Source organism: Methylobacterium sp. TK26, assembly GCF_055361565.1.
Genome location: NZ_CM143965.1, coordinates 4,006,102 through 4,032,545 on the forward strand (window position 1 = coordinate 4,006,102; position 26,444 = coordinate 4,032,545).

29 protein-coding genes are annotated in these 26,444 nt (G+C 70.8%); 13 read left to right on the top strand and 16 right to left on the bottom strand.

What is annotated here, in order from left to right; genetic code table 11:
• The first annotated feature begins 133 nt into the window (after positions 1–133).
• The 3 genes from dctP to ACXJ1Y_RS19525 are packed head-to-tail and all read left to right on the top strand — an operon-like array spanning position 134 to position 3,189.
• Positions 134–1,117 (top strand): TRAP transporter substrate-binding protein DctP, encoded by a 984-nt coding sequence (gene dctP / locus ACXJ1Y_RS19515; protein ID WP_463850180.1) that lies wholly within the window; start codon positions 134–136, stop codon positions 1,115–1,117.
• Positions 1,114–1,821, top strand: a complete 708-nt coding sequence (locus tag ACXJ1Y_RS19520) for a TRAP transporter small permease (RefSeq protein WP_463847757.1) — start codon at positions 1,114–1,116, stop codon at positions 1,819–1,821. Before dctP ends, ACXJ1Y_RS19520 begins: the two co-directional genes overlap by 4 nt.
• A 15-nt stretch (positions 1,822–1,836) precedes the next feature.
• A complete protein-coding gene (locus ACXJ1Y_RS19525) occupies positions 1,837–3,189 on the top strand; it encodes a TRAP transporter large permease (protein ID WP_463847758.1) in 1,353 nt (450 codons plus the stop codon).
• An 8-nt stretch (positions 3,190–3,197) separates the two neighbouring features.
• Here the strand turns inward: ACXJ1Y_RS19525 and folK are convergent, their stop codons facing one another.
• The 16 genes from folK to ACXJ1Y_RS19605 form a co-directional block, all read right to left on the bottom strand.
• Complete coding sequence (gene folK / locus ACXJ1Y_RS19530; RefSeq protein WP_463847759.1) at positions 3,198–3,668, bottom strand: 2-amino-4-hydroxy-6-hydroxymethyldihydropteridine diphosphokinase; 471 nt, start codon at positions 3,666–3,668, stop codon at positions 3,198–3,200.
• Complete coding sequence (gene folB, locus ACXJ1Y_RS19535) at positions 3,665–4,039, bottom strand: dihydroneopterin aldolase (RefSeq protein WP_463847760.1); 375 nt, start codon at positions 4,037–4,039, stop codon at positions 3,665–3,667. The genes folK and folB overlap by 4 nt, the downstream gene beginning before the upstream one ends.
• Positions 4,036–4,815, bottom strand: coding sequence for a dihydropteroate synthase (folP, locus tag ACXJ1Y_RS19540; protein ID WP_463850181.1), 780 nt, complete (start codon positions 4,813–4,815; stop codon positions 4,036–4,038). Before folP ends, folB begins: the two co-directional genes overlap by 4 nt.
• Before the next feature lie 133 nt (positions 4,816–4,948).
• Positions 4,949–5,311, bottom strand: a complete 363-nt coding sequence (locus ACXJ1Y_RS19545; protein ID WP_463847761.1) for a hypothetical protein — start codon at positions 5,309–5,311, stop codon at positions 4,949–4,951.
• Positions 5,292–5,999: a hypothetical protein gene (locus ACXJ1Y_RS19550; protein WP_463847762.1), complete on the bottom strand. Its 708-nt coding sequence runs from the start codon at positions 5,997–5,999 to the stop codon at positions 5,292–5,294. The genes ACXJ1Y_RS19545 and ACXJ1Y_RS19550 overlap by 20 nt, the downstream gene beginning before the upstream one ends.
• Positions 5,996–7,141 (bottom strand): pyrroloquinoline quinone biosynthesis protein PqqE, encoded by a 1,146-nt coding sequence (pqqE, locus tag ACXJ1Y_RS19555; protein WP_243958932.1) that lies wholly within the window; start codon positions 7,139–7,141, stop codon positions 5,996–5,998. Before pqqE ends, ACXJ1Y_RS19550 begins: the two co-directional genes overlap by 4 nt.
• Complete coding sequence (gene pqqC / locus ACXJ1Y_RS19560; RefSeq protein WP_463847763.1) at positions 7,138–8,223, bottom strand: pyrroloquinoline-quinone synthase PqqC; 1,086 nt, start codon at positions 8,221–8,223, stop codon at positions 7,138–7,140. The genes pqqE and pqqC overlap by 4 nt, the downstream gene beginning before the upstream one ends.
• A gap of 135 nt (positions 8,224–8,358) precedes the next feature.
• Positions 8,359–9,258: a pyrroloquinoline quinone biosynthesis protein PqqB gene (gene pqqB, locus ACXJ1Y_RS19565; RefSeq protein ID WP_463847764.1), complete on the bottom strand. Its 900-nt coding sequence runs from the start codon at positions 9,256–9,258 to the stop codon at positions 8,359–8,361.
• Positions 9,259–9,292: 34 nt separating this feature from the next.
• A complete protein-coding gene (gene pqqA / locus ACXJ1Y_RS19570; RefSeq protein ID WP_238204934.1) occupies positions 9,293–9,382 on the bottom strand; it encodes a pyrroloquinoline quinone precursor peptide PqqA in 90 nt (29 codons plus the stop codon).
• 243 nt (positions 9,383–9,625) lie between these two features.
• Positions 9,626–10,330 carry a response regulator transcription factor gene (locus ACXJ1Y_RS19575; protein ID WP_243958926.1) on the bottom strand — a complete coding sequence of 235 codons (705 nt, stop codon included), beginning with the start codon at positions 10,328–10,330 and terminating at the stop codon, positions 9,626–9,628.
• Complete coding sequence (locus ACXJ1Y_RS19580; protein WP_463847765.1) at positions 10,327–11,973, bottom strand: sensor histidine kinase; 1,647 nt, start codon at positions 11,971–11,973, stop codon at positions 10,327–10,329. Before ACXJ1Y_RS19580 ends, ACXJ1Y_RS19575 begins: the two co-directional genes overlap by 4 nt.
• A 13-nt stretch (positions 11,974–11,986) precedes the next feature.
• The gene (locus ACXJ1Y_RS19585) at positions 11,987–12,178 is read right to left on the bottom strand and encodes a hypothetical protein (protein ID WP_463847766.1); all 192 of its coding nucleotides are present in this window, start codon (positions 12,176–12,178) and stop codon (positions 11,987–11,989) included.
• 116 nt (positions 12,179–12,294) lie between these two features.
• Complete coding sequence (locus tag ACXJ1Y_RS19590; RefSeq protein WP_463847767.1) at positions 12,295–13,089, bottom strand: formylmethanofuran dehydrogenase subunit C; 795 nt, start codon at positions 13,087–13,089, stop codon at positions 12,295–12,297.
• A 3-nt stretch (positions 13,090–13,092) separates the two neighbouring features.
• Positions 13,093–14,037, bottom strand: a complete 945-nt coding sequence (gene fhcD / locus ACXJ1Y_RS19595) for a formylmethanofuran--tetrahydromethanopterin N-formyltransferase (RefSeq protein ID WP_463847768.1) — start codon at positions 14,035–14,037, stop codon at positions 13,093–13,095.
• Positions 14,038–14,054: 17 nt separating this feature from the next.
• The gene (locus ACXJ1Y_RS19600; RefSeq protein ID WP_463847769.1) at positions 14,055–15,683 is read right to left on the bottom strand and encodes a formylmethanofuran dehydrogenase subunit A; all 1,629 of its coding nucleotides are present in this window, start codon (positions 15,681–15,683) and stop codon (positions 14,055–14,057) included.
• A complete protein-coding gene (locus ACXJ1Y_RS19605; protein WP_463847770.1) occupies positions 15,677–16,726 on the bottom strand; it encodes a formyltransferase in 1,050 nt (349 codons plus the stop codon). The genes ACXJ1Y_RS19600 and ACXJ1Y_RS19605 overlap by 7 nt, the downstream gene beginning before the upstream one ends.
• Positions 16,727–17,029: 303 nt before the next feature.
• Between ACXJ1Y_RS19605 and ACXJ1Y_RS19610 the strand changes: the two genes are divergently transcribed.
• From ACXJ1Y_RS19610 to ACXJ1Y_RS19655, 10 genes are all read left to right on the top strand, one after another.
• Positions 17,030–18,001 carry a beta-ribofuranosylaminobenzene 5'-phosphate synthase family protein gene (locus tag ACXJ1Y_RS19610; protein ID WP_463847771.1) on the top strand — a complete coding sequence of 324 codons (972 nt, stop codon included), beginning with the start codon at positions 17,030–17,032 and terminating at the stop codon, positions 17,999–18,001.
• 94 nt (positions 18,002–18,095) lie between these two features.
• The gene (locus tag ACXJ1Y_RS19615) at positions 18,096–18,989 is read left to right on the top strand and encodes an NADP-dependent methylenetetrahydromethanopterin/methylenetetrahydrofolate dehydrogenase (RefSeq protein WP_463847772.1); all 894 of its coding nucleotides are present in this window, start codon (positions 18,096–18,098) and stop codon (positions 18,987–18,989) included.
• A gap of 11 nt (positions 18,990–19,000) precedes the next feature.
• Positions 19,001–20,155 carry an ATP-grasp domain-containing protein gene (locus tag ACXJ1Y_RS19620; RefSeq protein ID WP_463847773.1) on the top strand — a complete coding sequence of 385 codons (1,155 nt, stop codon included), beginning with the start codon at positions 19,001–19,003 and terminating at the stop codon, positions 20,153–20,155.
• Positions 20,152–21,126 carry a methenyltetrahydromethanopterin cyclohydrolase gene (mch, locus tag ACXJ1Y_RS19625; RefSeq protein ID WP_463847774.1) on the top strand — a complete coding sequence of 325 codons (975 nt, stop codon included), beginning with the start codon at positions 20,152–20,154 and terminating at the stop codon, positions 21,124–21,126. The genes ACXJ1Y_RS19620 and mch overlap by 4 nt, the downstream gene beginning before the upstream one ends.
• 6 nt (positions 21,127–21,132) lie before the next feature.
• Entirely contained in the window at positions 21,133–22,041 is a 909-nt protein-coding gene (locus ACXJ1Y_RS19630; protein WP_463847775.1) for an ATP-grasp domain-containing protein, read from the top strand.
• Position 22,042: 1 nt separating this feature from the next.
• Positions 22,043–22,873: a triphosphoribosyl-dephospho-CoA synthase gene (locus ACXJ1Y_RS19635; RefSeq protein ID WP_463847776.1), complete on the top strand. Its 831-nt coding sequence runs from the start codon at positions 22,043–22,045 to the stop codon at positions 22,871–22,873.
• 233 nt (positions 22,874–23,106) lie between these two features.
• Entirely contained in the window at positions 23,107–23,619 is a 513-nt protein-coding gene (fae, locus tag ACXJ1Y_RS19640; protein WP_243958899.1) for a formaldehyde-activating enzyme, read from the top strand.
• 366 nt (positions 23,620–23,985) lie between these two features.
• A complete protein-coding gene (locus ACXJ1Y_RS19645) occupies positions 23,986–24,300 on the top strand; it encodes a polyhydroxyalkanoic acid system family protein (protein ID WP_463847777.1) in 315 nt (104 codons plus the stop codon).
• A 59-nt stretch (positions 24,301–24,359) separates the two neighbouring features.
• Positions 24,360–24,581, top strand: coding sequence for a hypothetical protein (locus ACXJ1Y_RS19650; protein WP_463847778.1), 222 nt, complete (start codon positions 24,360–24,362; stop codon positions 24,579–24,581).
• 50 nt (positions 24,582–24,631) lie between these two features.
• The gene (locus ACXJ1Y_RS19655) at positions 24,632–26,443 is read left to right on the top strand and encodes an ATP-binding cassette domain-containing protein (RefSeq protein ID WP_463847779.1); all 1,812 of its coding nucleotides are present in this window, start codon (positions 24,632–24,634) and stop codon (positions 26,441–26,443) included.
• Position 26,444: the final 1 nt, after the last annotated feature.

Here is a 26,444-nt window from a genome sequence, read left to right on the forward strand (position 1 = left end):
ACAGGGATGAAATCCCGCCATGCGGCCGTTTGATGGTCTGCCGCGGGTGCGGCCGACGGCGCAGGAACGCCGCGACCGAACAGGGGGGAAGCCGGTGATCACACGACGCCATGTCCTTGGCGCGGCCTTGGCGATGGGCGGCCTCGTCGCCTGTCCGGCCGTGCTGCGCGCGCAAGCGCCGAAGATCCTGAAGCTGTCGCACCAGTTTCCCGGCGGCACCCTGGAGGAGGGCGACGCCCGCGACCGCATCGCCCGCCGCTTCGCCGCCGAACTCGAGAAGCGCACGGGCGGCGGCCTGCAAGTCCAGGTCTACCCGACCTCGTCGCTCATGAAGACGCTGGCCCAGTTCAGCGCCGTCCGGAAGGGCGCCCTCGACATGAGCCTCGTGCCGCTCTCCTACGCGGGCGGCGAGGTGCCCGAGACCAACCTCGCCCTGATGCCGGCCGTCGTGGCGAGCTACGAGCAGGCCGCCAAGTGGCGCGACGCCAGGATCGGCGAGGAATTCTCCAAGACGCTGGCCGAGAAGGGCGTCGTCATCCTCACCTGGGTCTGGCAGTCGGGTTCCGTCGCCTCGAAGGTGAAGCCGATTCTCCTGCCCGAGGACGTGAAGGGCGTGAAGGTGCGCGGCGGCGGGCGCGAGATCGACATGATGTTCCAGGCGATGGGGGGCATCGTCTCCACCATGCCGTCGAGCGAGATGTATATCGGCATGCAGACCGGCGCCCTGGAGGCGGCGATCAGCTCGTCCACCAGCCTGATCTCGTTCCGCCTGGACGAGATGACGAAGAACCTCACCGCCGGCCGGGGCCGCTCGTTCTGGTTCGTCCTCGAACCGCTGATCATGTCGAAGATCGTCTTCGACGGGCTGTCCCCCGAGCAGAAGAAGGCGCTCGTCGATGTCGGGCGCGAGATGGAGGCCTTCTCCTTCGCCGCCGCCAAGGCCGACGACGAGGAACTCGTGAAGATCTACGGCGCGCGCGGCGTGCAGATCCACGACCTCAGCGACGCCAACATCGAGAAGTGGCGAGAACTCGCCCGGGGCACGGCCTGGAAGGACTTCTCGGGCAAGAGCGCGCGCTGCGCGGAACTCCTCAAGCTGGCGGAGCAGGTTTCGTGAGTCACGGTTTCGACGCCGCCACGGCGATCTCCGAGGCGCATGCCCCGCCCGAGCCGCGAATCCCCGGCACCCTCGGGGTGCTCGACCGGATGTCGAAGGCGATCAACCGCATCATCATGGGGTTCGGCGGGCTGGCGCTGTTCGGCGCCTGCCTCGTGCTCAGCTACAGCGTGGTGATCCGCTACGTCTTCCACGAGCCAACCGAGTGGCAGGACGAGATGGCGGTGTTCCTCATCGTCGGCGCCACCTTCGGCTCGGCGGCGGCGGTGCAGGCCAAGCGCGGCCACGTCGCCATCGAGGCGCTGACCGGCCTGCTGCCGCCCTCCGTCAACCGGGTGCGGCTGGTGCTGGTCGATTGCGTCAGCCTCGCCTTCTGCCTGTTCTTCGCCTGGAAGAGCTGGTCCCTCGACCACGAGGCCTGGGTCGATGGACAGGTCTCGCAATCGACCTGGGGTCCGCCGCTCTGGATTCCCTACACCCTGATGGCGGTGGGCATGAGCCTGCTCTGCCTGCAGATCGCCCTGCAGATCGCCGAGGCGATCCGCTTGGGCCCGAGCGGCGCCGGCTGGGCCCGGCCGAAGATCGGGCTCGGCGCCGACATCAACCGCGACATGAGGGGACGCCCGGACGTGACGCCGGCCGGTCCCGACCCGATGGGGAAGACCGTCCGCACCGGCCAAAAGGCCGGACAGGCTCGCGGCTGAGGCAGGGGACACACGATGAGCGTCGCGACGATCGGTTTCCTCTACGCCGGTGCCACCCTGGGGGCGATGCTCTCAGGGATTCCCATCGCCTTCGCGCTGGGCGCGGTGGCGCTGGCCTTTATGCTGGCCTTCATGCCCGCCGCCTCCCTCGATACGGTGGCGCAGAACGTCTACGAGGAGATGGCCTCCATCACCCTCCTCTCGATCCCGCTCTTCATCCTGAAGGGCGCCGCCATCGGCCGCTCGCGGGCGGGGCAGGATCTCTACTCGGCCATGCATGCCTGGATGCACCGCATCCCCGGCGGGCTCGGCATCGCCAACGTCTTCGCCTGCGCCCTGTTCGCGGCCATGGCGGGATCGAGCCCCGCGACCTGCTCGGCCATCGGCTCGGCGGGCATCCCGGAGATGAGGAAGCGCGGCTACTCGCCGGGCTTCGCGGCGGGCATCATCGCGGCGGGCGGCACGCTCGGCATCCTGCTGCCGCCCTCGATCACCATGATCCTCTATGCGGTGGCAGCCGAGCAATCCCTCGGGCGGCTGTTCCTGGCCGGCATCGGGCCGGGCCTCCTGCTGGTCGGCCTGTTCGCGACCTGGGCGATGTTCCGCTTCCGCTCCGAATACGCCACCGCCAAGGCGGTGCTGGAGAACGGCGGCCCGGCCTCGCCGATCCTCGCCGAAGACAAGTACAGCATGGCGCAGCGCTTCTCGACGCTGCCCCGCGTGGCGCCCTTCGTCATCCTGCTGACCGGCGTGATGGTGGCCCTCTACGGCGGCTACGCCACGCCCTCCGAGACGGCGGGCCTCGGCGGCCTGCTGGCGCTGGCCCTGATCGCGGCGATCTACGGCGTGTGGCGGGCGCGTGACGTGAACCCGATCCTCACGGCGACGCTGCGGGAATCGACCATGCTGATGCTGATCATCGGCATGTCGCTCCTCTACGCCTACGTGATGAGCTACCTCCACATCTCGCAATCGGCGGCGGCGGCGATCGTGGCGATGCAGCTCTCGCCCTGGCTGCTGCTGCTGACGATCCTCGGCCTCGTGATCGTGCTCGGCTTCTTCCTGCCGCCGGTCTCGATCATCCTGATGACGGCGCCGATCATCCTTCCGCCGCTCAAGGCCGCCGGGTTCGACCTCGTGTGGTTCGGCGTGGTGATGACGATCACCATGGAGATGGGGCTGATCCACCCGCCGGTGGGCCTCAACATCTTCGTCATCAAGAACATCGCCCCCGACATCCCGCTTTCGGACATCATCTGGGGCACGCTGCCCTTCGTGATCCTGATGGCGGTGGCGATCCTGATCCTGTGCCTCGTGCCCGGAATCGCCATGTGGCTGCCGGACCTGCTGCTCAGCAACACGCGGTAGGGGCGGGCTTAGGCCCGCGCGATCCCCGTTTGGTCGAGCTTGGCCAACGCATCGCTCACCTTTTCGCCCCCGATCGTCAGGTCGGGGGCGATCTCGTTCAGGGGCACCAGCACGAAGGCGCGCTCGCGCACGTAGCGATGGGGCAGGACGAGGCGCTCGTCCTCCACCGCCGCGCCCTCGTAGGCCAGGACGTCGATGTCGATGATCCGGGGGCCCCAGCGTTCCTCGCGGATGCGGCCGAGGTCGCGCTCGATGCCCTGGCAGGCGTCGAGCAGGGCATGGGGAACGAGATCGGTCTCGATGGCGACCGCGCCGTTCAGGAACCAGGGCTGGTCCGTCTTGCCCCAGGGCGGGGTGCGGTAATCCGGGGAGCGGGCGACGACCCTGATGCCGGGGATGGCGGCGAGCTTGTCCACCGCCCGGTCCAGCATCGCGGCCATGTCGCCGATATTGCTGCCGATGCCGAGCCACGCCTTCACCGCGCGCCCTCCCGGCGGCGGGTGATGGTGACGCCGACCCGCTCCAGGATCGCGGGCACCGGGGCGCTCGGCTTGTCGACCCGCACGGTGATCGCCGCGATGGCCGGGAAGCCAGCCAGGATGTCCTGCGCGATGGTCTCGGCCAGGGCCTCGATGAGCTGGAAGCGGCGCTCCGTGGCGATGGAGACGGCGATGGCCGTCAGGTCCGCGTAGCTCACGGTCTGGGCCACGTCGTCCGCCCGGCCGGCGGGGGCGAGGTCGAGCTCGGCGTCGAGGCCGAGATAGAAGCGCTGGCCCAGCACCTCCTCTTCCGGCAACACGCCATGGCGACCGAAGACGGCGATGCCCTCGACGCGGATATGGTCGCTCATGCCCGCGACTCCGGCCGCATCACCGCATCGACGACGCGCATCGCGTCCACATGGGCGGCGACGTCGTGGACGCGCACGATGTCGGCCCCGAGCGTGCCCGCGAGCGCATGTGCGGCAAGGGAGCCGTAGAGCCGGTCGGCCGGCTTGGTCTCGCGGTCGTGCAGGCGCCCGAGCAGCGATTTCCGCGAGACGCCGACGAGGAGCGGGAAGCCGAGCGCCCGGATCTCCGGCAGGCGCCGCAGGGCTTCGAGATGCTGCTCCCAGGTCTTGCCGAAGCCGACGCCGGGATCGAGCACGATGTCCCCGTCCGGGATGCCGGCCTTGCGGGCGATGCCCAGCGAGCGGTCGAAGAAGGCGAGCATGTCGGCCACGATGTCGAGGCCGGGGTCGATGGTCTCGCGGTTGTGCATCACGATGACCGGGGCGCCATGGGCGGCGGCCACCGAGGCGATGTCCGGCTCGCGCTGAAGCCCCCAGACGTCGTTGACGATTCCGGCGCCCGCCGCGAGGGCGAGGTCGGCGGTGGAGGCCTTGTAGGTGTCGATGGAGATCGGGATCCGAAGGTGCCCGGCGAGCGCCCGGATCACCGGCAGGACGCGGGCCTGCTCCTCCTCGGCCGGCACGGGGGTGTGGCCGGGGCGGGTGGATTCGCCGCCGATGTCGAGGATCGCCGCCCCTTCCGCCGCCAGCCTCTCGGCCTGGGCACGGGCCTCGGCCTCGCCCCGGAACAGCCCGCCATCCGAGAAGGAATCCGGCGTGACGTTGAGGATGCCCATTACGAGACTTCGCCGCCCGAGATCGGGCAGCAAACCGGGGAGGGCGGGGGAGCGGGGTGTCTCGGTCACGGACCCGGTGTGCGGGAAACGGGGGCGGCGCGCAACGGGACGTCGCCCCCGAATTATGGGCCGATCAGCCCCGGTAGCAGCGGATCTCGGCCTCGGCCTGGGCGCGGCGCAGGTCGGCGACCTTGTCGTCGAAGATCTTGGTCGACTTGAACTCGTTGGCCCGCTGGCCGATGCCCTGGCGCATCGACAGGATCGTGCTCGCCTGCACGTACTTGTCGTAAGGCAGGATCGCGGCGAGCTGATCCACCGAGCAGGAGCACTTCTCCAGGCTCTCGCGGGTCTGCCCGTTGGCGGCCATGCAGCCGAACACGTAATCCACCCGCGCGTTGGTCGGGTAGTCGTTCTCCTCGGCAGCGCGGCCGGGCGCGGCGGCGAGGCCGGCCCCCAGGGCGGTGAGGATCGCGAGACTAGCCAGCCTTCTGCTCATAGCCGAGCTTCTCCTCCAGCAATTCGCCGCCATCCTTGGTCTTGGACACGGCTTCCATGGACACGATCTCGCCCGGGACCGAGGGCGAGGTGACGAACGTATAGGTGAGGTTCTCGAGGCCGCGCATGCGCTCGCCCATCGGATCGCCCAGGAAGGGCTGCATCTCGATGCGATACGCATCGACCTGCTTGCCGTCGAACGGGATCTTGACCGGCGTGACGGTCGCCTTCTCGCGCATGCCCTTGCGGATCGCGAGCTTCAGGTAGCGCGGGTTCGCCTCCAGCACCTTGGAGAGCGCCATCACGTGGTTTTCGAGGAAGAGCGGCACGATGGGGTTGCCCACCATGTCCTCGAACGGCCCCGCCGGGCGGCGGTTCAGGCCGGAGAACATGGCGACGTCCATGTTGCGGCCGTCGGGCTGCTTGCCCGGCTCGACCTTGATCGTCACCGTGTCCTGCAGCGGCGCGCCGAAGGGGCCCTTCGCGATGCCGGAGCGGCGCAGGTAATCGTAGGTGAGGGTGCTGCCCGGCGCCGCGTTCTTCATCTGCGGCTGCTCGAACAGCAGGTCGGCGGCGCTGGGCGCGGCCGTGGCGTTGGCTTGCGTCGGCGCGGGCGTTTCCGTGGCCGACACGAGGGTCGGGGCGGACAGGCCGAGGGCGAGGGCAGCCGCGACGGGGATGAATCTCACGAAGAGGCACCTTCTTTCAGCGGCGAGCGGATGTTGCTGCCGATCGTGCGGTAGACGTAGTCGGGAGGCGTCTCGGCCGCCTCCTCGACGGCGAGGGCACGCACCTTGGCGTGCAACGGGGAGAGGGAGCAGGCCGGATCGGTCGCCGCCGCATCGCCCGCCAGCGCGAGCGCCTGGCAGCGGCATCCGCCCCAATCCTTCTCCCGGCGGTCGCAGGAGCGGCAGGGCTCCTGCATCCAATCGGTGCCGCGATAGGCGGTGAAGGCCGGCGAATCGCGCCAGATCTCCCCGAGAGAGTGGTCCGTCACGTGCCAGAATTCGAGGCCGGGGATCGTTTCCGCCGCGTGGCAGGGCAGCACCTTGCCCTGGGGCGTGACGTTCATGAGCTTGCGGCCCCAGCCGCCGGCACAGGCCTTCGGGTACTTGGCGTAATAATCCGGCACCACGAGGTCGATGACGAGCTGGCCCTTCAGGCGCTCGCGGGCCGCCTCGACGATGCGGATCGACTCGTCCACCTGGGCCTTGTTCGGCATCAGCGCGGCGCGGTTCACGTAGGCCCAGCCGTAATACTGCGTGTGCGCCACTTCGAGGCGCTTGGCGCCCATCTTCACCGCGAGGTCGATGAAGCCCGCCACCTCGTGGATGTTGCCCCGGTGGATCACCGAGTTCAGCGTCAGCGGCAGGCCGAGTTCCACCACCTTGGCGGCGAAGGTCATCTTCTGCGGCTGGGCGTTCTTCAGGCCGCCGATCTTCTCGGCGTTGGCGGCATCGACGCCCTGCACCGACAATTGCACATGGTCGAGCCCGACGTCGTAGAGCGCCTGGAGCTTGTCGAGCGCGCCACCGACGCCGGAGGTGATGAGGTTCGAGTACAGGCCGAGATCGGCGCAGGTCTTGGTGATCTCGACGATGTCGTTGCGGGCGGTGGGCTCGCCGCCCGACAGGTGGACGTGCAGCACGCCGAGGCCCGCCGCCTCCCGCAGCACCCGCTGCCACGTCGCAGTGTCGAGTTCCCCCGAGCGGCGGTCGAGTTCCAGCGGGTTCGAGCAGTAGGGGCAGCGCAGGGGGCAGCGGTGGGTCAGCTCCGCGAGGAGCCCCACCGGGGCCGGCGCTTCCGGGCGGATCGGCGCTTGTGCGTTCATCGCTCCAACACCCGCTTCTCGGCGAGGCCGTCGAGCATCACGCAGATATCCGCCTCGATCGCACGCGGATCGGCGGCGTAGATCGTACCCAACTCGTCGGCGATCTGGGACACCGTGCGCGACCCGTCCACCAGCTTGAGGACGGCGACGGCGTTGTCATCGAGGTCGAAGGTGCGCTCGGGGGCGAGCAGCACGGTCTTGCCGCGCGTCTCGTCATCGCGCAGGCGCACGCCGCGCGGCAGGCGCGGGGTATCGCCCGGCACGGTCCTGCGCGGGCCGGCTTCCGCCTTGGCCGCATCCGCCCCCGCGACGAGGCCGACGCCCGGCTGCCACGCATCCGGCGGGATCATGCCGGGGGCCACGTAGGCGAAGTAGAGCGCGTCGAGCTGCACCCAGAGGACGTTGCACTTGAAGGTCAGCGCGGCCATCGCTTGGCGCTGCAGCTCCGGCGTCGTCGCGTGCTTCTTCACGTAATCGAGGGCGAAGTCGGCATCGCGCGGCGCCTGGGTGAGGCGCTTGTCGAAATAGGCCAGCGTCTCCTTCGTGATGAAATCGTAGTTCTTCAGCATCCCGGCGACGCGCTCGGAGATGATGGTCGGCGAGAACATCTCGGTCAGCGACGAGGCGATGGCCTCCAGGAGCGATCGCTCCGAGACGAAATGCACATAGGCTTCCACGGCGAACTTGGTCGCGGAGAGGATGCCGTTCGTGGAGAGCACATAGTCGCGCTGGAAGCCGACGCCCTCGGCGAGCTTCAGCCAGCGCTCGATGCCGCCGTCGCCGGGGGCGTCGCCGTCATGGTCGACGATGCGCTGGCGCCAGATCCGCCGAAGCTCGGCATCGTGCATCCGGGCGAGGACGGCGGAATCCTTCACCGGGATCATCGCCTGATAATAGTAGCGGTTGAGTGCCCAGGCCCGGACCTGATCCTTCGAGAGCTTGCCGTCATGCAGCAGGCGGTGGAACGGGTGCAGGTTGTGGTAGCGCCGGGCGCCGATGTCGCGCAGGGCGGCTTCCATTTCGTCGCCGGTGAGGAGGCGTTCGCTCTCCGTGGCATCCGGGGTCGGGAAGATGGCGTTCATGGCGTTTCCGGCGTCCGACTTCGGCTCGTGCCCGATGGTCTTGTGACCGACTTCTTGGCGTTGCCCGGACCGAGTGCACGGCCCCAGACCGGGAATGTAGGTACGAGACGCGCCCACTTAAATGGTGCGCGACGCTCAGAGCTGTAGGGCCAGCCCGTCGTGAGCGACCGTCCAACCCGCCGATTCGACGTCGGCCCGCTCGGCCGAGCCCTCCACGAGGACGGGATTGGTGTTGTTGATGTGGACGAAGACCCTCTGCCCGATGGCAACGCCCGACAGGGCCTCGATCGAGCCGTTCTCGCCCCGCATCGGCACATGGCCCATGCGCCAGCCGGTCTTGGTGCCGACACCGGCCCGGATCATGTCGTCGTCGTGCAGCACCGTGCCGTCGAAGAGCAGGGCGTCCACCCCGTCGAGGCGGGCCCGCACCGCGTCGTCCACCAGGGCGCAGCCGGGAATGTAGGCGAGACGGCGGCCGTTGGCCTCGATCATCGCGCCGACCGTCGTCTCGGTCGCCGCGCCGATCTCGACCTCGGCGCCCTCCAGCCAGAGCGGCACCTTCCCCGGCACCGCGAACAGCGTGACGGTGAGGCCGGGCAGGGGCTCGAAGGGGGTTTCCAGCGCCACGTTCGTGCGTCTGACGACGCCCTCGGCCATCACGTCGAACACCCGGTTCGCGTTGACCGAGTCGAGGATGCCGGAGGTGGCGTAGAGCGTATAGGGCTGGCCCTCGCGCAGGGTCAGCAGTCCGGCCACATGGTCCACGTCGCCGTTCGTGAGGAGCACGGCGCGGATGGGGGAGTGGCGCAGCCCCTCGCGCGGATGCATCGTGCTGTTGTCGAACAACTGCTGGCGGATGTCGGGGGAAGCATTGATCAGCAGCCAGTCATCGCCATCGGCGGACACGGCAATGCTCGATTGCGTCCGGGGGCGGACGCGCTCCGGTTCGCTGCGTGCGAGGGAGCAGATGGGGCAGCGGCAATTCCATTGAGGAAGCCCGCCGCCCGCAGCGGAGCCGAGAACCACGACGCGCATGGTGCGTCTCCCGCGATTCCCGGCCCGCCTGAAATCAGTTGAACGTGTCGATCTCGGCCGACTCGTAGCTCGTCACTTCCATGCCGACGCAGATCTCGGACACGACGGGGGCAGCCCAGGCCATGGTGTTTCTCCTTAGTAATTCGTTCACCGAGCGTCCTCAGATCAATCCTAAGAGGACCCTAAGACACTGATGGCGCTCTCGTTTCTGGCGCAGGACTGATATTGTCCATTTGCCCTTCGCATTCAAGCACCAAATTGCCGGATCATCCCAAATTTTTCGTGAGAGGTGAGCCGAAGGGATTGATCCAACAAAATAATTCCGCTCGGACCCCCGCTATCCCCCAAAGGTCCAAGAGCGGGGGATTCATTGCCGGAAATCCGGCCCTCGGGATTCGAGCATGAAGCCCTTGCCGCGCACCGTGGTGAGGACCGGGCCGCCGTAGCGGACGAAATCGGCCATCTTGGAGCGGAGATAGCCGATATAGACATCGACCACGTTCAGGGAGAGCCCGCCCTGGCTCGCCCAGAGCCGGTCGAAGATCTCGGCGCGGGAGACCGGCTTGCCGAGGCTGTCCATGAGCATGGCGAGGAGTTCCGCCTCCCGCGGGGTGAGCCGGGCGCTGGCCTCGCCGCAGGTGACCTGCCGGGTGTCGAGGTCGAAATGCAGCCGGCCGGCGACGAGGCGGGAGCGCGGCGCCTCCGCCTGCTGGCGGCGCATCAGGTGGGTGCGCAGCCGCGCGACCAGTTCGTCGAACTCGAACGGCTTGACGATGTAGTCGTCGGCGCCGAGCGCCAGACCCTCGGCCCGGTCGCGGATCTCGTCGCGGGCCGAGAGGAACAAGATCGGGCCGGAGAAGCCGCCCTCGCGGAGGGAACGGCAGACGTCGTGGCCCGATCCGTCGGGCAGGCCGACATCGAGGAGCACTGCGCCGGGGGCGGGGTCGCGGGCGGCCTTCAGGGCGTCGCCGACGCTGTCGGCGGTGCCGACCTCGAACCCCTCGGCTTCCAGGCCACGGGCGAGAAGGCCCCGGATATCGATGTCGTCCTCGACGATCAGGATCCGCGTCATGCGGCCGGCTCCCTCAGCTTCCCTCCGGCATCCGTTTGCGCGGACGCTCGGCCCATCCATGCCGGCTCGGCGGCGGGAATGTCCAGGCGGACGCGAGCGCCGCGTCCGCCCCCGCCTTCACCGAGATGCAGCGTGCCGCCATGCTGCTCCACCACCCAGCGGGCCAGGGCGAGGCCGATGCCGAAGCCGGTCTCGTCCGGGGCGGGGGCGCCGTCCACGCGCTTCCCGCGCCTGAACCGCTCGGTCAGTTCGGCCTCCGGCGCGCCGAAGCCCGGCCCGTCGTCGGTGACGGTGATGCGCGCCGCGTTCCCCTCGACCCGCGCCAGCGCGACCTCGACGCGGGTGAGTCCGGTGGCGTGGCGCAGGGCGTTGTCGATCAGGCTCTCCACGGTCTGGCGCAGCCATTCCCGGTCGGCCACGCATTCCACGTCCTCGGCGCCGGGCAGGAGGTCGAGGACGACCCGGCGGCGGGCGGCCTCGGAGGACATCGTGTCCACCGCCTCGGCCAGGACGGCGGCGACGCCGAGGGGCCTGCGGTCGAGCTCGATCTCCCCGGATTCGGAGCGGGCGACGCGGAGCAGATCCTCCACCCGGCGCTTCAGGCGCTGGGCTCGCTTGCGGATGGTGGTGAAGGCCGGCATCGGGTCGGCGGCGCGGGCGGCGCCCCGCATGGCGATGTCGCATTCGCCGAGGATGACGGTGAGCGGCGTGCGCAATTCGTGGCTGACATCGGCGAAGAAGCGGCGGCGGGAGCGGTCCACCGCCTCAAGGCGGGCATTGGCGGCGCGCAGATCCGCCGTGCGGGCGGCGATGGTCGATTCGAGGGCCGCCCGGTCGGCCGCGACATGCACCTCCCGCCGGGAGAGGCGCGCGGCCATGCGGTTGACGTTGGCCATGAGCAGGCCGAGCTCGTCGCGGGATTGCACCGGCAGCCGCGTGTCGAGGGCGCCCCGCCCGATGGCGCTGGCGGCGAGCCGCACCTCCACGATCCGCGCCAGGATCGGCCGGGTCAGGGTGCGGTAGAGGATCAGGAGCAGCGCCAGGGCCGCCGCCACGGCGACCACCGCCGCGATCCGCAGGCGGCTCGACAATTCGCGCGCCTCCTCGGAGCCCCGCGTCATGCTCCGCCGCTCGGCCTCGATCAGGAAGGAGAGCGGCTGGCCGGTCATGGCCCCGAAGCCGTTGAGGGCGCCCTTGATCGAATCCTGGCGCTTCTCCGGGTCCATCTGGCGGCTGATGAGCGAGACCTGCCGGTCGAGGATCGCCCGCGCCCCGCGCAATTGCGACATCGGCCGCGAGCGCATGGCGTATTGCATCCGGTCGGTCGGGTCCTCGCTCGGCGGGAAGGAGCGCGCCATGGCCTCGTCCACGGCGATCAGCGCCTTGTCGACGTTGGCGCGGGCGATGGCCATGGCCTCGGGCTGGCCGTCCGGGTTGCCCACCGTCTCCACGGCGGCGAGGCCGAACTGGGTGAGCCGGCCGGAGAGTTCCGCCAGGAGTTCCAGTCGCCCCTGGGCGGCGAGCGTCCGGTCCACCGTCCGCTCCGCGAGCCCGATCGAGGCCAGCACGGCCGCCGCCGCCAGCAGCACCACGATGGCGCTGACGGCGAAGAGGATGGCGAACCGGGCCTTCAGCGAGCCCATGGGCGCAGGCCCCTCACGGCTTCTTGGCCGCGCAGCGCCACTTCGCGACGTGCCATTCGGGATGCTCGTCCTGCCACTGGGCGAGCACGCTCTGCGAATTGCGCAGGCAGACGAAGGCGTTGGCGGACCCGCCGCCCACCGGGATCTGCTCGTCGCGGCAGGTGGCGGGCTGGGCGATGAGGCAGGCGGACAGAAGCAGCAGCAAGGGCGATCTCCCGAATGCCGGCCATCGTCTCGGGCCGGCTTGCGCTCAGCATAATCCGGCCCGGCGCCGCGTGGACAGGGCCAAGGCCCGCGCCCAGGGGGCGCAGGCCCGCGCCTTCAGCCCGCGACCCAGAGCTCGCCCTTGGCCAGGGTCGCGAGGTCGCCGGAATAGCGCCGCAGGGGCCTGTCCAGCAGCGCGGCATGCGCCTCGCTCACGGCGCGCAGGTGCTTGCCGAGGAGGCGCAGGAACACGAGGTCGTGGCTCCCGGTCTCCACGAAGGTCGGCGACAGGGTGCCGTGCTTGCCGGTGACGAGGGTGCCCCGGCGCATGCCGTAGCCCGGCAGGTCGCCAACTTCGAGGGCGGCGATGGTGCCCGCGATCATCCGCGCGCCGGCATGGGCGCCGGCCTGGCCGACGAGGATCAGCCCCCGGCGCATCCGGTCGCCGCAATGGGCCCCGGCCCGGCCGCGCACGATCAGGCTCGCCCCGTCGAGCCCGGCCTTGGCCGCGTAGACGGCGCCGCCCGCGTAGTCGCCCGCGTCGCCCTCGATGGTGATGGTGCCGCCGGTGGCGCCGGAGGCCGCATAGGGGCCGGCATGTCCGGTGACGGTGAGCGTGCCCGACGCCATGCCCGCGCCGAGGCGCTGGCCGACATCGCCGACGACGCGGATCGTCCCCCCGGAGAGGGAGGCACCGACCCGGTCGAGGCGCTCGTGCCCGCCCTCGATGGTCAGGGTGTCGGAGCCGTCGAGGGAGACGGCGAAGCAGTCGCCGAGCTTCACGCCCCGGCGGCTGGTGCCGATTTCCAGCCGCTCGGCCTCGGCCTGCGACAGGCCGCTCAAGGCGAGGGGCGAGATGGAGAGGAAGTCCAGGCGCTCAGGGGGCGCCTCGCGGAGCGTGAGGGTGCTCAAGGCTCAGCCCTCCTGGCCGGCGGCCGGCGCGAGCAGGTCGCGCAGGTGGTAGTGGTGGCGGCCGAGATTGCCGCCGTAATTGCCCGCCGTGACGGCGATCAGCCCGTGCCGCTCGCCGATCTCCGTGGCGGCGTGGAGCCCCGCCCGCATGGAATCGGACACGCCCTGCGAGGTGAGGGCGTCGATGACGATCTCCAGCACCACGCCGCATTCGGGCGGCAGGGCGGAGCCGGCCCGGCCCTTGAGGGTCGGGCAATAGGCGTCGTTGGTGGAGGCCATCATGCCCTTGGTCCGTCCGCCGACCTTCGAGCCGGAGCGGACGATGCCGCCGGGGAAGGGCAGGATCGCGCCGGGGATGGAGGAGGCCGCCTCCACCGCGATTTCGGCGACCTTCAGCGTCTCGGCATGGGTGCGGCCGAGGAACAGCAGGTTGCCGCCACCCACCGCGCCCTCGACGGCGCGGACGGAATCCTCGCAGAGGAATTCGCCGTCCATCACAGGGATGCGCCAGTAGCGGCGCTCCTTGCCGGTCTCGTCGGGCATGCGCTTGGCGATGGCGAAGCCGTCACCGAAGTAGCGGATCGCGCCGCCGAGCTTGATCTTGTTCGGCCCGTCCACGCCCGCGTAGCAGGCGGTGCCGGGGCAGGTGAGGATGCACTGGCCGACCCGCTTGATCAGCTGTTCCTTCAAGCCGTTCGGCTCGAAGCCGAACAGCAGGATGCGCACGCCCGGCCGTCCGTCCGGCGTCTGGTCGGGTGAAAGGATGGCGTCGATCCCGGCCTCGGCGCCGCAGCCGATCACCGAGGTGGCGAAGCCGGTCATGGTCGTGGCCGCGATCATCGCCCATTTGGGCGTGTCGTTGGTGACGACGATGGCCGTGCCCGCGACATCGAACGCCTCGGCGAAGGTGTCGATGACGCGGATGCCGTTGAGGGTGAGGTCAGACATGGGGTGCGGCTCGCTGGTCACGCCCGACATGGCACGGCCTCGAAGGTCGGTGCATCGAACGCCTCGTCCGGCACGGTGAAGCTGTCGAGCCCGGTGCCGAAGCGGTCGGTGAGGTAGGAATCGGTGCGCTTCTCCATCGCCCGGTCCGATTCGACGGTGAGCGACAGGGTGCGGCCCACCCGCCATTCCACGACCTCGCCGTTCTCGACGATCGGCGTGCCGTCCTTGAGCACGAGCTTGGCGGCGGTGAACATCGCCGTGCGGTTCGGGTCGTCGCGGTAGACCGCCACGTCCGCCCTCGCCCCGGGGCGCAGGTGCCCCCGGTCGGCAAGGCCCAGGAGCTTCGCCGGCCCGGAGCGGGTGAGCTGCGCGATCTCGGACAGGGTGTATTCCCGCTCGATCCCCGGCAGGCCGCTGCGCTCGCCGACGATACCCGGCAGCGTTGCGATCTCGCGCTCGCGCTCGGACCTGTCCATCAGCAGGTGGATGATACGCGGGTATTGGGTGAACGGGCCGCCGTTCGGGTGGTCCGTGGTGAGGATCGTCCGCTCCGGATCGGGCGACAGAAGCATGATCTCCAGGCCGATCGCCCATTGCAGCGAGGAAGTCGGGCCCTTCGGCCGGTAGAGGAACGGCACCACGCCGCCGCCCTCCGCGTCGCCCGCGTTCAGCACCCACTTCTTCGGGTTGGCGCCCTTGCGGCCGGCGAACTGGCGCAGGATATCGAGGGAGACCGTCACGGTCTGGCCGAACACCACCTGCCCGATATCGAGTGTGGCCTGCGGGTTGTCCCCGATGGCGCGGGCGATGCGCTCGGCGGCCGAGCGGAAGCCGTTGCCGTCGTCGGTCTCGCCATAGGCGTAGAACTGCGCGTGGGCGAAGTGGATGCGCCGCCCCTCCGCCGCGTCGAGGGTCGCCATGAACGAATCGTCGGCGCCCGGCAGGCCGAGGTTGTTGCAGTGGACGTGCAGCGGATGCGGCACGCCGATCTCCTCCACCGCGTCGAGGAGGGAGCCCATGATCCGCCGCGTCGAGAGCCCGTAGCAGGGGATCTCGTCATCGAGGGAGAGCTTCAGCGCGCCGTCCTTGAAGGCCGAGGCGCCGCCCGCATTGATGCACTTCACCCCGAGCCCACGCGAGGTCGCGACGTTGAGGGCCACGAGGTCCCGCACCGCTGCCTTGCCCTCGCCGTCGCGGAGCAATTGCAGCAGCTGGTCGTCGTTGCCCATCACCGTCAGGGCGCCCCGGTCGAGGAGCGGGATGTCGGCGAGTTCGAGTTGCGTGCCGAGCGCATGGGTCGGCGGCATCGCCGGCTCGACGGCGGTGGTGTAGCCCATCCGCGCATAGGTCGAGCCGATCCAGGCGGCCGCGCCGCCGGCATGGGCGAAGGGGTGCCCCTCCGGCGCCGCCTCGCTCACGTAGAGCTCGGGCAGCAGCAGCCGCGAGGTGATGACGTTGCCGCCCGCGATGTGCGAATGCACCTCGACGCCGCCGGCCATCACGACGCAGCCCGCCGCGTCGATCACCCTGTCGGGCTCGCGCCCCGGTGCCTCGATCACCCGGCCGTCCTCGATCCAGACGTCGCCGACGGCATCGCGAGACGCGGTCGGATCGACGACGCGCCCGCCCCGGATCACACTCAGCATGCGGTGCCACTCCTCGCCGCAAGTCGGTCGGTCAGCATTCCCAGCACCGCGGCGGCCGTGGGCCGATCCGCCGGGGCGGATCCTCCCGCCTGAGCCGGCCAGTAGGTGAGGGCGCTCCGCGTCTCGTTCCACAGCACCCCACCGACGTCGCGGCCGGGCACGCCCACGGCGATCACCACCTCGGCGGCGTCGGGGCTCGCCTCGCCGACCAGCGCGACGGAGGGCACTTGCCCCAGCCAGTCGGGCCGGGGGGCGGGCAGCGAGGACAGCCACAGGGCGGCATCCGCCTCGCCCGCCGCGACCTGCCTCGCGGCATCGAAGCGCCAGGGATCGTGCTCGGGCACCTTGCGGCCGAGGCCGACGCGCGGGGCCTGCCCCGTCGTCCAGGCCGAGACGGGCACCACGGCCCTGTCCTGGTTCCGGTGGCCGCCGGAGACCGCGAGGGAGAAGGCGCGCGTCCTGTCGTTGAGGTCGGTCACGAGCCCCTGAACGGTCTCGACGCCCATCTCACCGATCTCGGCGGGATCGTAGAGCACCACCACATATTGCGCGGCGGCGAGCTTGGAGGCCAGCACGGCGGTGGGCGATTCGTCGGCGAGGTGCCCCCGGAAATGGGCGCGCAGCCGCGCCAGGGCCGGCAGCACGCCGCCCTCGTTGGCACCGTCCAGCGCCAGGATGGCGCGGGCGGCGCCCGCCGCCCGGCCCCGCGTGGGGGCGCCGGCCGAGATGCGGCCGAGAAGTTCGCTCTTCGCCGGCGCCGAACCGAGCACGAGCACGGCATCGGCCCGGCCGACCGCCTCGGCCGGCGTCGAGGTCATCGCGCCGACGCGGGACAGGGCGCCGAGTTCGGCATAGGTGCCGGCGGCACCGTCCGTGTCGAGGGAGGCGCCCACGCGCCCGGCGAGATCGAAGGCCGCCCGAATGGCGGAGACTTCGGCGTTGAGGCCGGCGATGACCGGCATCCGTGCCGCGCCCAACAGGTCGGCGGCCGCTGCGATGGCGGCGTCGATGTCGGTGGCCGCGCCTTTGACCCAGGCTGGCATTGCTCCCCTCGCTCGATCTTTCTTGCGACCCGCGGGGTGGAGGCCCCGGGAATCGTGAATCTCTGTCGGGCGGGCGACGGCCGTAAGACCGGAGGAGCGGGACATTCCATAAAGTCCCGCCGGCTCGGAATGGCCTGCCCGCCGGACCCTTGCCCGGACGGACGGCAAACTCGGCACGCCGTCGCGGGCCTAGGTTTGCCTTCATCGGGCGCGTCCGGCAAGGGCCTTGGCGGTTGCCCCGCCGGGTTTCCCGTGTGAGAAGCGCGCCAGTTCCGACGCTTGACCCGGAGGAAGGGGATCGCCGTGTCCGACGTCCCCGATTCCGCAGCGGAGAGCGTGCGCATCGAAGCGCCCGCGCGGCTGCATTTCGGTTTCCTCGACCTGCATGGCGGCCTCGGCCGCCGGTTCGGCAGCGTCGGGCTGGCCATCGACGCCCCCTCCCTGATCCTCACGGCGCGGCCCGCCGACAGCCTCCACGCCGAGGGGCCGGAGGCCGAGCGCGTCCGCCGCTATGCGCAAGCCGCCGCCGCCCATCTCGGGGTCGGCACGCGGGTCGCCTTCCGGGTGGAGCAGGCGATTCCCGCCCATGCCGGGTTCGGCTCCGGCACGCAGCTCGCGCTCGCCGTCGCGGCGGCCCTGGCGCGGCTCGCCGGGCGGCCCTTCTCGCCGGAGGACTTCTCCAACGCGCTCGATCGCGGCAACCGCTCCGGCGTCGGCCTGCGCGCCTTCACCGAGGGCGGGCTCATCGTCGATGGCGGGCGCGGGGCCAATGCCGCGCCGCCGCCGGTCATCGCCCGGCTGCCCTTCCCGGACGCATGGCGCCTCGTCCTGATCCTCGACACCTCCATGGCCGGCGTTCACGGCACGCGGGAGGTGGAGGCGTTCCGCGATCTCCCGCGCTTCCCCGAGGCGCAGGCCGCCGAGATCTGCCGCATCGTGCTGATGCAGGTGCTGCCCGCCTGCGTGACCGGCGACGCGGACGCCTTCGGCGCCGGCATCACGCGGATGCAGGATCTGGTGGGCGATCATTTCGCCCCGCACCAGGGCGGGCGCTACGCCAGCGCGGCCGTCGCCCGCGTGCTCGAACAGGCGGCGCAGCGCGGCGTCGCCGGCTACGGGCAGAGCTCCTGGGGGCCGACCGGTTTCATCCTCGCCCGCTCCGAGGAGGAGGCCAGGGCGCTCGTTTCCGACCTCGACGGCGGCGGGTCCTTGCGCTTCCTGATCGCCCGGGGGCGCAACACCGGTGCAACGGTCGCCGGGGGGACCCGCGCCTGACGCGGGCGGGTTCCGCTTGACCGGAGGGGTCGCGGAAGACTTGTTTAAATGAATCGGCCTCAGAAGGGGCCGATCAATGGGAGAGGTCGAAGGAATGGCCCGCTCGATCCTGCACATGCTCACGCCGCTCCGGCACATGAGCCCGTTCGACGTGAACATGGCCGTCGATGCCGGCTTCGAGACGCTGGTGACGTACACGGAGGTCAGCCTCTCCGATGTCGTGTCGCTCACCCAGGACTCGATCTTCTCCCGCTCGCCCCAGGACGGGACACGCACCGGCCTCTTCATCGGCGGTAAGAACGCCGAGGACGCCCTCGACATGGTCGACCGGGCGAAGAAGGCCTTCGTGCCGCCCTTCGTGAACCACGTCTTCGCCGATCCGGCGGGTTCGTTCACCACGGGCGCGGCCATGGTCGCGCAGGTCTCCCGCGCCCTGCGGGTGAAGTTCGGCACCGATCTCAAGGGCAAGCGCATCGTGATCTTCGGCGGCGCGGGCGTCGTCGCCTACGTGGCGGCGGTGATCGGCGCGCTGGAAGGCGCCAAGACCGTCCTCGTCGGCCATGACGGCGAGGAGCGCGTCTCCAAGATCGCCTTCACCATGAAGTGGCGCTTCGGGGTCGAGGTCGGCGCCGTGGACGGCACCACCCCCGCCGACCGTCGCGAGGCGATCCGCGACGCCGACGTGATCCTCTCCGCCGGCCCCGCCGGCATCCCGATCCTCACCGCCGACGATTTGTCCTGCGCGGGCAAGCTCCTTGTCGCCTCCGACGTGAACGCCGTGCCCCCGGCCGGCATCGCCGGGATCGACGTGAACGCGGTGGATGTGGAACTGCCCGGCGGCCGGGGCTTCGGCATCGGCGCCCTGGCGGTCGGCAACGTGAAGTACCAGACGCAGAAGCGCCTGTTCCAACGGATGCTCGAATCCGACACGCCCCTCTGCCTCGATTTCCGCGACGCCTACCCCCTCGCGGTGGAGATCGCCGGCTGATTCGCTCATCCGTGGGCGAGGCCATCGTGATCGCGGCCCAGTCCGGCCGCGCCCTCGCGCAGGCGGCGCGGCGGGCGGGCCTGCGCCCCTACGTCGCCGACCTGTTCGGGGACGCGGATACGGCCGCCCTCGCCGAATCGACACGGGTCATGCCGGGCCGGTTCGGGCGGGGCATGGTGCCGGAGGCGGCGCTCGGTGCCATCGACGCCCTCGCTGAGGAAGCGGGCTCGCCGCTCGGCGTGGTGCTCGGCAGCGGGTTCGAGGACGATCCCGGCCTGATCGCGCAGATCGCCCGGCGTCACCGGCTGATCGGCGCCGGGGCCGAGGCCGTCGCGGCCCTGAAGGACCCCTTCGCCTTCGCCGCGCTCTGCGCCCGGCTCGGGGTGCCCCATCCCCCCATCACGGCGGGGCCGGTGGACGAGCCCGCCCGCTGGCTCGTGAAGGCCGTCGGCGGATCGGGCGGCGGCCATGTCCGCGCCGCGACCGGGGCGGCGCCGGAGGTTGGCCATTACCATCAGGCCCGCGTGCCCGGCCGTGCTTACGCGGTGAACATCCTCGCCGGCCCCGGCGGCGCGGAGGTGCTGGCGGTGACGGCCCAATGGTCCATCCCCTCTCCGGAGCGGCCGTTCCGCTACGGCGGCGCGCTGGCCCTCGCGGCGGGGGAGGCGCATCCCCTGCCGGCCGCGATCCTCGCGGAGGTGGAGGAGGCCGCGCGTCTTATCGCGGAGGTGACCGGGCTCGTCGGCCTCGCCAGCGCGGATTTCCTGAGCGACGGCGCCGGCTGGTGGCTCATGGAGATCAACCCGCGCCCCGGCGCGACCCTCGACGTGCTCGACCGGCGGGCGACGCCGCTCCTGGCCGCGCATGTGGAGGCCTGCCTTTCGGAGCGCGGGTCTCCTTCGATCGCAGCGCCGCCGGAGGATGCGGCGGCCTCGGCGATCTGTTACGCCCTGGCCGACCATGCGCCGGTCCCCGCCGTCGCGTGGCCCGCCCATATCCGCGACCGGCCCGCCGCCGGCAGCACCGTGAGGCGGGATACGCCGCTCTGCACCGTCTTCGCCACGGGCGCGGATGGCGCGGCGGCCCGCGCCGCCCTCGACGCACGGACGGACCGTCTGCGGACGGTTCTGAACGAGAACATGAGACACGAGGAAGCCCGAGTATGAGCGACAGCCAGAGCCCCCCGAGCATCAACGCCCTGAGCGCCCCCCTGGTCGAGCGCTTCGTCGCCGATGCCCAGGCCCTGCGGCTCGCCGTCTCGCAGGCGCCCGGCGGCGCGCGGATGGTGGATGCGGGCTCCACCGCGCGGGGCTCCATCGAGGCCGGGCGGCGCATCGCCGAGATCTGCCTCGGCGGCCTCGGCACCGTCACCGTGGTCCCCTCCGGCCCGGTCGCCGCGTGGCCCTACACGCTCACCGTCCACTCGGCCGATCCGGTGCTCGCCTGCCTCGGCAGCCAGTATGCCGGCTGGAGCCTCGCGGACGAGACCGGCGGCACGGGCTTCTTCGCCCTCGGCTCCGGCCCTGGCCGCGCCGTCGCCGCCGTCGAGGAGCTCTACGGCGAACTCGGCTACCGCGACACCGCCACCAAGACGGCCCTCGTCCTCGAATCGGCCGGCGGCCCGCCCGACAGCGTGGTGGCCAAGGTGGCCGAGGCGGCCAATGTCCGCCCCGAGGACCTGACCTTCATCTTCGCCCCGACCCAGAGCCTCGCCGGCTCCACCCAGGTCGTGGCCCGCGTGCTGGAAGTGGCCCTGCACAAGGCGCACACGGTCGGCTTCGATCTGCACGCCATCCTCGACGGGATCGGCTCCGCGCCGCTCTCGCCCCCGCACCCGGATTTCATCAAGGCCATGGGCCGCACCAACGACGCCATCATCTATGGCGGCCGGGTGCAGCTCTTCGTGGATGCCGACGATGCCGACGCGAAGCAGCTCGCCGAGCAGCTGCCCTCGTCGGGCTCGGCCGACCATGGCTCGCCCTTCGCGGAGATCTTCTCGCGGGTGAACGGCGACTTCTACAAGATCGACGGCGCCCTGTTCTCCCCTGCCGAGGCCATCGTCACCTCGGTGCGCACCGGCTCGACCTTCCGCGGCGGCCGGCTGGAGCCGTCGCTGGTCGATGCGTCCTTCGCCTGAGCCGCGATGAGGATCGCCCTCGCGGCCGATAACGGCAACTGGCACAAGGCGCGGCTGCTTGCGGCCCTGCGGGCGCAGGGTGTCGAGCCGGTGCTGTTCTCGCTCGCCGACGTCACCATCGAGACCGGCGCCGGGGAACCCCTGCGGGTGCCGGGCTTCGACGGCGCCCTGCCGGACGGGGTGCTGCTGCGGACCATCGCGGGCGGCACCTTCGAGGCGACGACGATGCGCCTCGGGGTGCTCCACGCCCTGGTGGCGGCGGGCTGCGTGGTGTGGAACTCGCCGAGCGCCATCGAGCGCTCGGTGGACAAGGCGGCGACCTCGCTGCTCATCGCCCGCGCCGGCCTGCCGACGCCCCAGACCTGGGTGGTCTCCACCCGCGAGGCCGCCTGCGCCGTCGCGGCGCGGGAGGCGAGGCCCGGCAACCCGCTGGTGCTGAAGCCGCTCTTCGGCTCGCAGGGCGAGGGGCTGGCCTTGATCGAGCGGCCCGAGGACCTTCCCGAGGAGGAGGCGGTGTCGCGGGTCTATTACTTGCAGCGCTACGTCCCCCGGCGGGACGGGCTGTGGCGGGACTTTCGCGTCTTCGTCTGCGACGGGCACGCCGTCGCGGGCATGATCCGCGAGGGCGACGGCTGGATCACCAACGTCCACCGGGGCGGCCGCCCGCTGCCCTGGGCGATGCCCCCGGCGGCGGCCGAACTCGCGGAGGCGGCAGCGGCGGCGGTGGGCGTCGCCTATTCCGGCGTCGACCTCGTGGAGGACGGGGAGGGCGGCTATGCCGTGCTCGAAGTGAATTCCATGCCGGCGTGGTCTGGCCTCCAGACCGTCTGCGAGACCGACATTGCGGCGACGGTGGTGCGCGGCTTCCTGTCGGCGGTGCGGGGGCAGGTGCGCCCGCGCCTCGTCGTGGCGTGAGATGCAGCCCGCCCAAATCGCCGATCTCTATCGGACCGCCTGCCTCGCCGAACTCGACGCGCTGAAGGTAGGCAACGTCCATGCCTACGCGGCGGGGCACCGGATGGAGGTGCGCGATTTCGCCCGCAGCGCCGAGGTCTCGGCTGAGGGCCTTGCACGGGCGGGGGCGGGGATCGGCGCGCGGGTGCTGGCGGGCGTCACCGCCACCCACGCGGCGGTGGGGCAGAACACCAATCTCGGCATCCTTCTCCTTTGCGCGCCGCTGGCGAAGGCGGCCGAGCGGGGCATCACCCTGGCGCAGGCGCTCGATTCCCTCGGGCCGGAGGAAGCAAGCGACGTCTTCGCTGCGATCCGCCTCGCCTCGCCGGGCGGGCTGGGGCAGGCGGCCCGCCACGACGTGACCGATGAATCGGCCCCGCCGCCGCCGCTCGCCGCCGCCATGGCCGAGGCCGCCCCGCGCGATCGGATCGCCCGCGCCTACGTCACCGGCTTCGCGGATGTCCGCGCCATCGGCCTGCCGGCCCTCGACGCGGCCCGGGCGGCCGGGCTCGATGCCCCCTGGTGCGCCAGCGCGGTGCATCTCGCCTATCTGAGCGCCGTCCCGGACAGCCACATCCTGCGCAAGCACGGGGCGGCGGTGGCGGAGGAGGTCCGCGCGCAGGCCGCCCGGCTCCGGGAGCGCGTCGATATGGCGGCCAAGCCCGTCGCCGATCTCCTGGCCTTCGATACCGCGTTGAAGGAGCGGGGCATCAATCCCGGCACCAGCGCCGATTTCACCGTGGCCACGCTGTTCTATCACGCGCTGGTCATGGCGGGGGCGGGGCTCGCCTGAACGGGGCTTTGCTCGGCCGATCCTTTCGCCGGCATAGAGATATTCCTCAAAATCAGGGCGTTGCGCGCCTTGTTACAGTTCGGGGGTCGCTGTAGGGTCCGCCGCGCTATCCGGCCCAACCGGCCCGGCCTGACCCCATCGGGGGCGTGCCGGGCGCCGATAACAAGGATGGCTTCCCGGCAGCGGCTTCGCCCGGCGCCGCAGCCACTTACGGATTCAGGGAGAGACACCGAATGGCGAAGATCAATAAGGTCATGGTTGGCGAGGCTCTCGTCGGCGATGGCAACGAGGTCGCCCACATCGACCTGATCATCGGACCGCGCAACTCGCCGGCCGAGACGGCTTTCTGCAACGGCCTGACCAACAACAAGCACGGCTTCACCAGCCTGCTCGCGGTGATCGCGCCGAACCTGCCGTGCAAGCCGAACACGCTGATGTTCAACAAGGTCACGATCAACGACGCCCGCCAGGCGGTGCAGATGTTCGGACCGGCCCAGCACGGCGTGGCGAAGGCGGTGCAGGATTGCGTCGCCGAAGGCATCATCCCGGCGGACGAGGCCGACGACCTGTACGTGCTGGTCGGCGTGTTCATCCACTGGGAAGCGGCCGACGACGCCAAGATCCAGCAGTACAACTACGAGGCCACCAAGCTCTCGATCCAGCGCGCCGTCAGCGGTGAGCCGAAGGCTTCCGTGGTCACCGAGCAGCGCAACACGGCCAAGCACCCCTTCGCCGCGAACGCTTAGATCGGGGACGGCCCTGGGCAGAGCGCACCTCCGCCCGCACCGCGGGGTCTGCTCCAGCGGTTGGCTTCGATCTTCCTTGGCCGTTGAGGCGTGACGCCGGACACCGGGCACCGGTTGTCCGCTCAGCGACGGTTTGAGGAACACTAAGGTCGCGCCGTCATCCTCCGGGATGGCGGCGTGGTCCGGGCGGTGCTCCGCCCGGGGCGTTTCAGGGTTGGGCCGAAGGCCCCGACGGAACACAACTCAACGGGGCGGCGCGAGCCGTCCCGTTTTTCATGTGCGCTCCCTTCGTTGCCGGGCGCAGGGGGCGACACCATGTCTGGGGCTCCTGACTGCGCGAGCCCCGCGCCCAACACGGTTCCCCCGATGCCGAAGCCCCTCATCGTCGACATCCCGCACGATCTCGGACAGGCCGAGGCCAAGCGCCGCCTGGTGGAGGGGACCGAGCAGGTCCGCGCCCTGCTCCAGAAAGGCGGCATCACCATCGACCAGCTGGGCTGGACCGGCGACCGGCTCGATTTCGGCGTCTCGGCGGTGGCCCAGAAGGTCGCCGGCTCGATCGATGTCGGGACCGAGAGCGTACGCCTCGAAGTGAAGTTGCCGTTCCTGCTCGCCCTGTTCGCGGAGAAGATCCAGAAGGTCGCGAGCAAGGAAGCCACGCTCCTCCTCACCAAGAAGTAGGCGGAACATCCCGCGCCCACGGGCCGTTCGACTGCCGAAAACTCGAGGAGGAATGCCCGATGGCGAATCCCGGCTCCGTTCCGGAGGTGCCCCAGCCCGCCCCGACGCCCGCGCCCGACACGCCCTACGATCCGCCGCAGGTGCCGACGCCCAGCCCCGAGCCGGAGATCCCCGGCAACACGCCGGCCGAGGCGCCGGGCATCCAGCCGCCGGAGATTCCGGTGAACGACCCCGGCAGCCAGCCGATCAGCCCGCCCGGCCCCGCTAACCCGACGGCGTGACGCGGGACTGAGCGTTTGAAGAGCCAGCGCGGCGCTGCCATAAGCGCCGCATGGCCGCCCCCCCGCTTCTCACCCTTCAGGATGCCGCGCTGACCTTCGGCGGAACACCGCTGATCAGCCGCGCCGATCTCACCATCGCGCCGGGCGACCGGACCTGCCTCGTCGGCCGCAACGGCTCCGGCAAGTCGACGCTGATGAAGATCGCCGCCGGGCTGGCGGAGCCGGACAAGGGCCGGCTCTTCGTCCAGCCCGGCACGACGATCCGCTACCTCGCGCAGGAGCCGGACTTCTCGGGCTTCGCCAACACCCTCGACTTCGTGGAAGCCGGCCTCGCGCCGGGCGATCCGATCCACCGCGCCCGCTACCTCCTCGAAAGCCTCGGCATGACGGGTGAGGAGGATCCGGCCAAGCTCTCGGGCGGCGAGGGCCGCCGCGTGGCGCTCGCCCGCGCGCTCGCGCCCGAGCCCGACGTGCTGCTCCTCGATGAGCCGACCAACCATCTCGACCTGCCGGCCATCGAATGGCTCGAAGCCGAGCTGAAGGGCATCCGCGCCGCCCTCGTCCTCATCAGCCACGACCGGCGCTTCCTCTCCTCCCTGTCGCGGGCGACGATCTGGCTCGACCGGGGCGAGACCCGCCGGATCGAGCAGGGCTTCTCCGGCTTCGAGGCGTGGCGCGATGCCTTCCTCGAAGAGGAGGAGCGCAACCAGCACAAGCTCGACCGCAAGATCGCCGACGAGGAGCATTGGCTGCGCTACGGCGTCACCGCCCGGCGCAAGCGCAACGTGCGGCGCCTCGGCAACCTCCATGCGCTCCGCAAGGACCGGCGGGAGCATCGCCGCCCGGTCGGCTCGGTGAGCATGCAGGCGGGGGAGGCGGAATCCTCCGGCGCCCTGGTGATGGAGGCGCGCGGCGTCTCGAAATCCTACGGCGAGCGCAGGATCGTCGACACTCTGAGCCTGCGGGTGATGCGCGGCGACCGCCTCGGCATCGTCGGAGCCAACGGCGCGGGCAAGTCGACCCTCATCAAGCTCCTGACCGGCGAGATCGCCCCCGATTCGGGGGAGATCGTGCTCGGCACGAACCTCAAGCCGGTGATCCTCGACCAGGGCCGCGCCGGCCTCGAACCGGGCATGACCGTCACCGACGTGCTGACCGGCGGGCGCGGCGACAGCGTCGTCGTGAACGGCCGCAGCCGGCACGTCATCGGCTACCTGAAGGACTTCCTGTTCGCGCCGGAGCAGGCGCGCACGCCGGTCTCGGTGCTGTCGGGCGGCGAGCGCAACCGGCTGCTCATCGCCAAGGCCCTGGCGCAGCCCTCGAACCTCCTCGTGCTCGATGAGCCGACCAACGACCTCGATCTCGAAACCCTCGACCTGCTGCAGGAGATGCTGGACGATTACGAGGGCACCCTGCTCCTCGTGAGCCACGACCGCGACTTCTTGGACCGGGTGGTGGGCAGCGTCCTCGTCTCGGAGGGGGAGGGACGCTGGGTCGAATATGCCGGCGGCTATTCGGACATGCTGACCCAGCGCGGCAAGGGCGTCGAGGCGCGGGCCGCGGCGGGCAAGAAGTCCGAGGGCAGGGCGGAGAAAGCCGAACCGCGCGAGCGCGCCGCCCCGCCGCCCGGCAAGCCGAAGCTCGGCTTCAAGGACCAGCACGAGCTGAAGACCCTGCCCGAGCGCATCGCCAAGCTCGAAGCGGCGATCGGGCAGCTCAAGACGATCCTCGCGGATGCCGGCCTCTATGCCCGCGACCCTGCGCGGTTCGAAAAGGCGAGCACGATGCTCGCCCAGGCCGAGGCGGACCTCGCCGCCGCCGAGGACCGCTGGCTCGAACTGGAAATGCTGCGCGAGGGCTGAG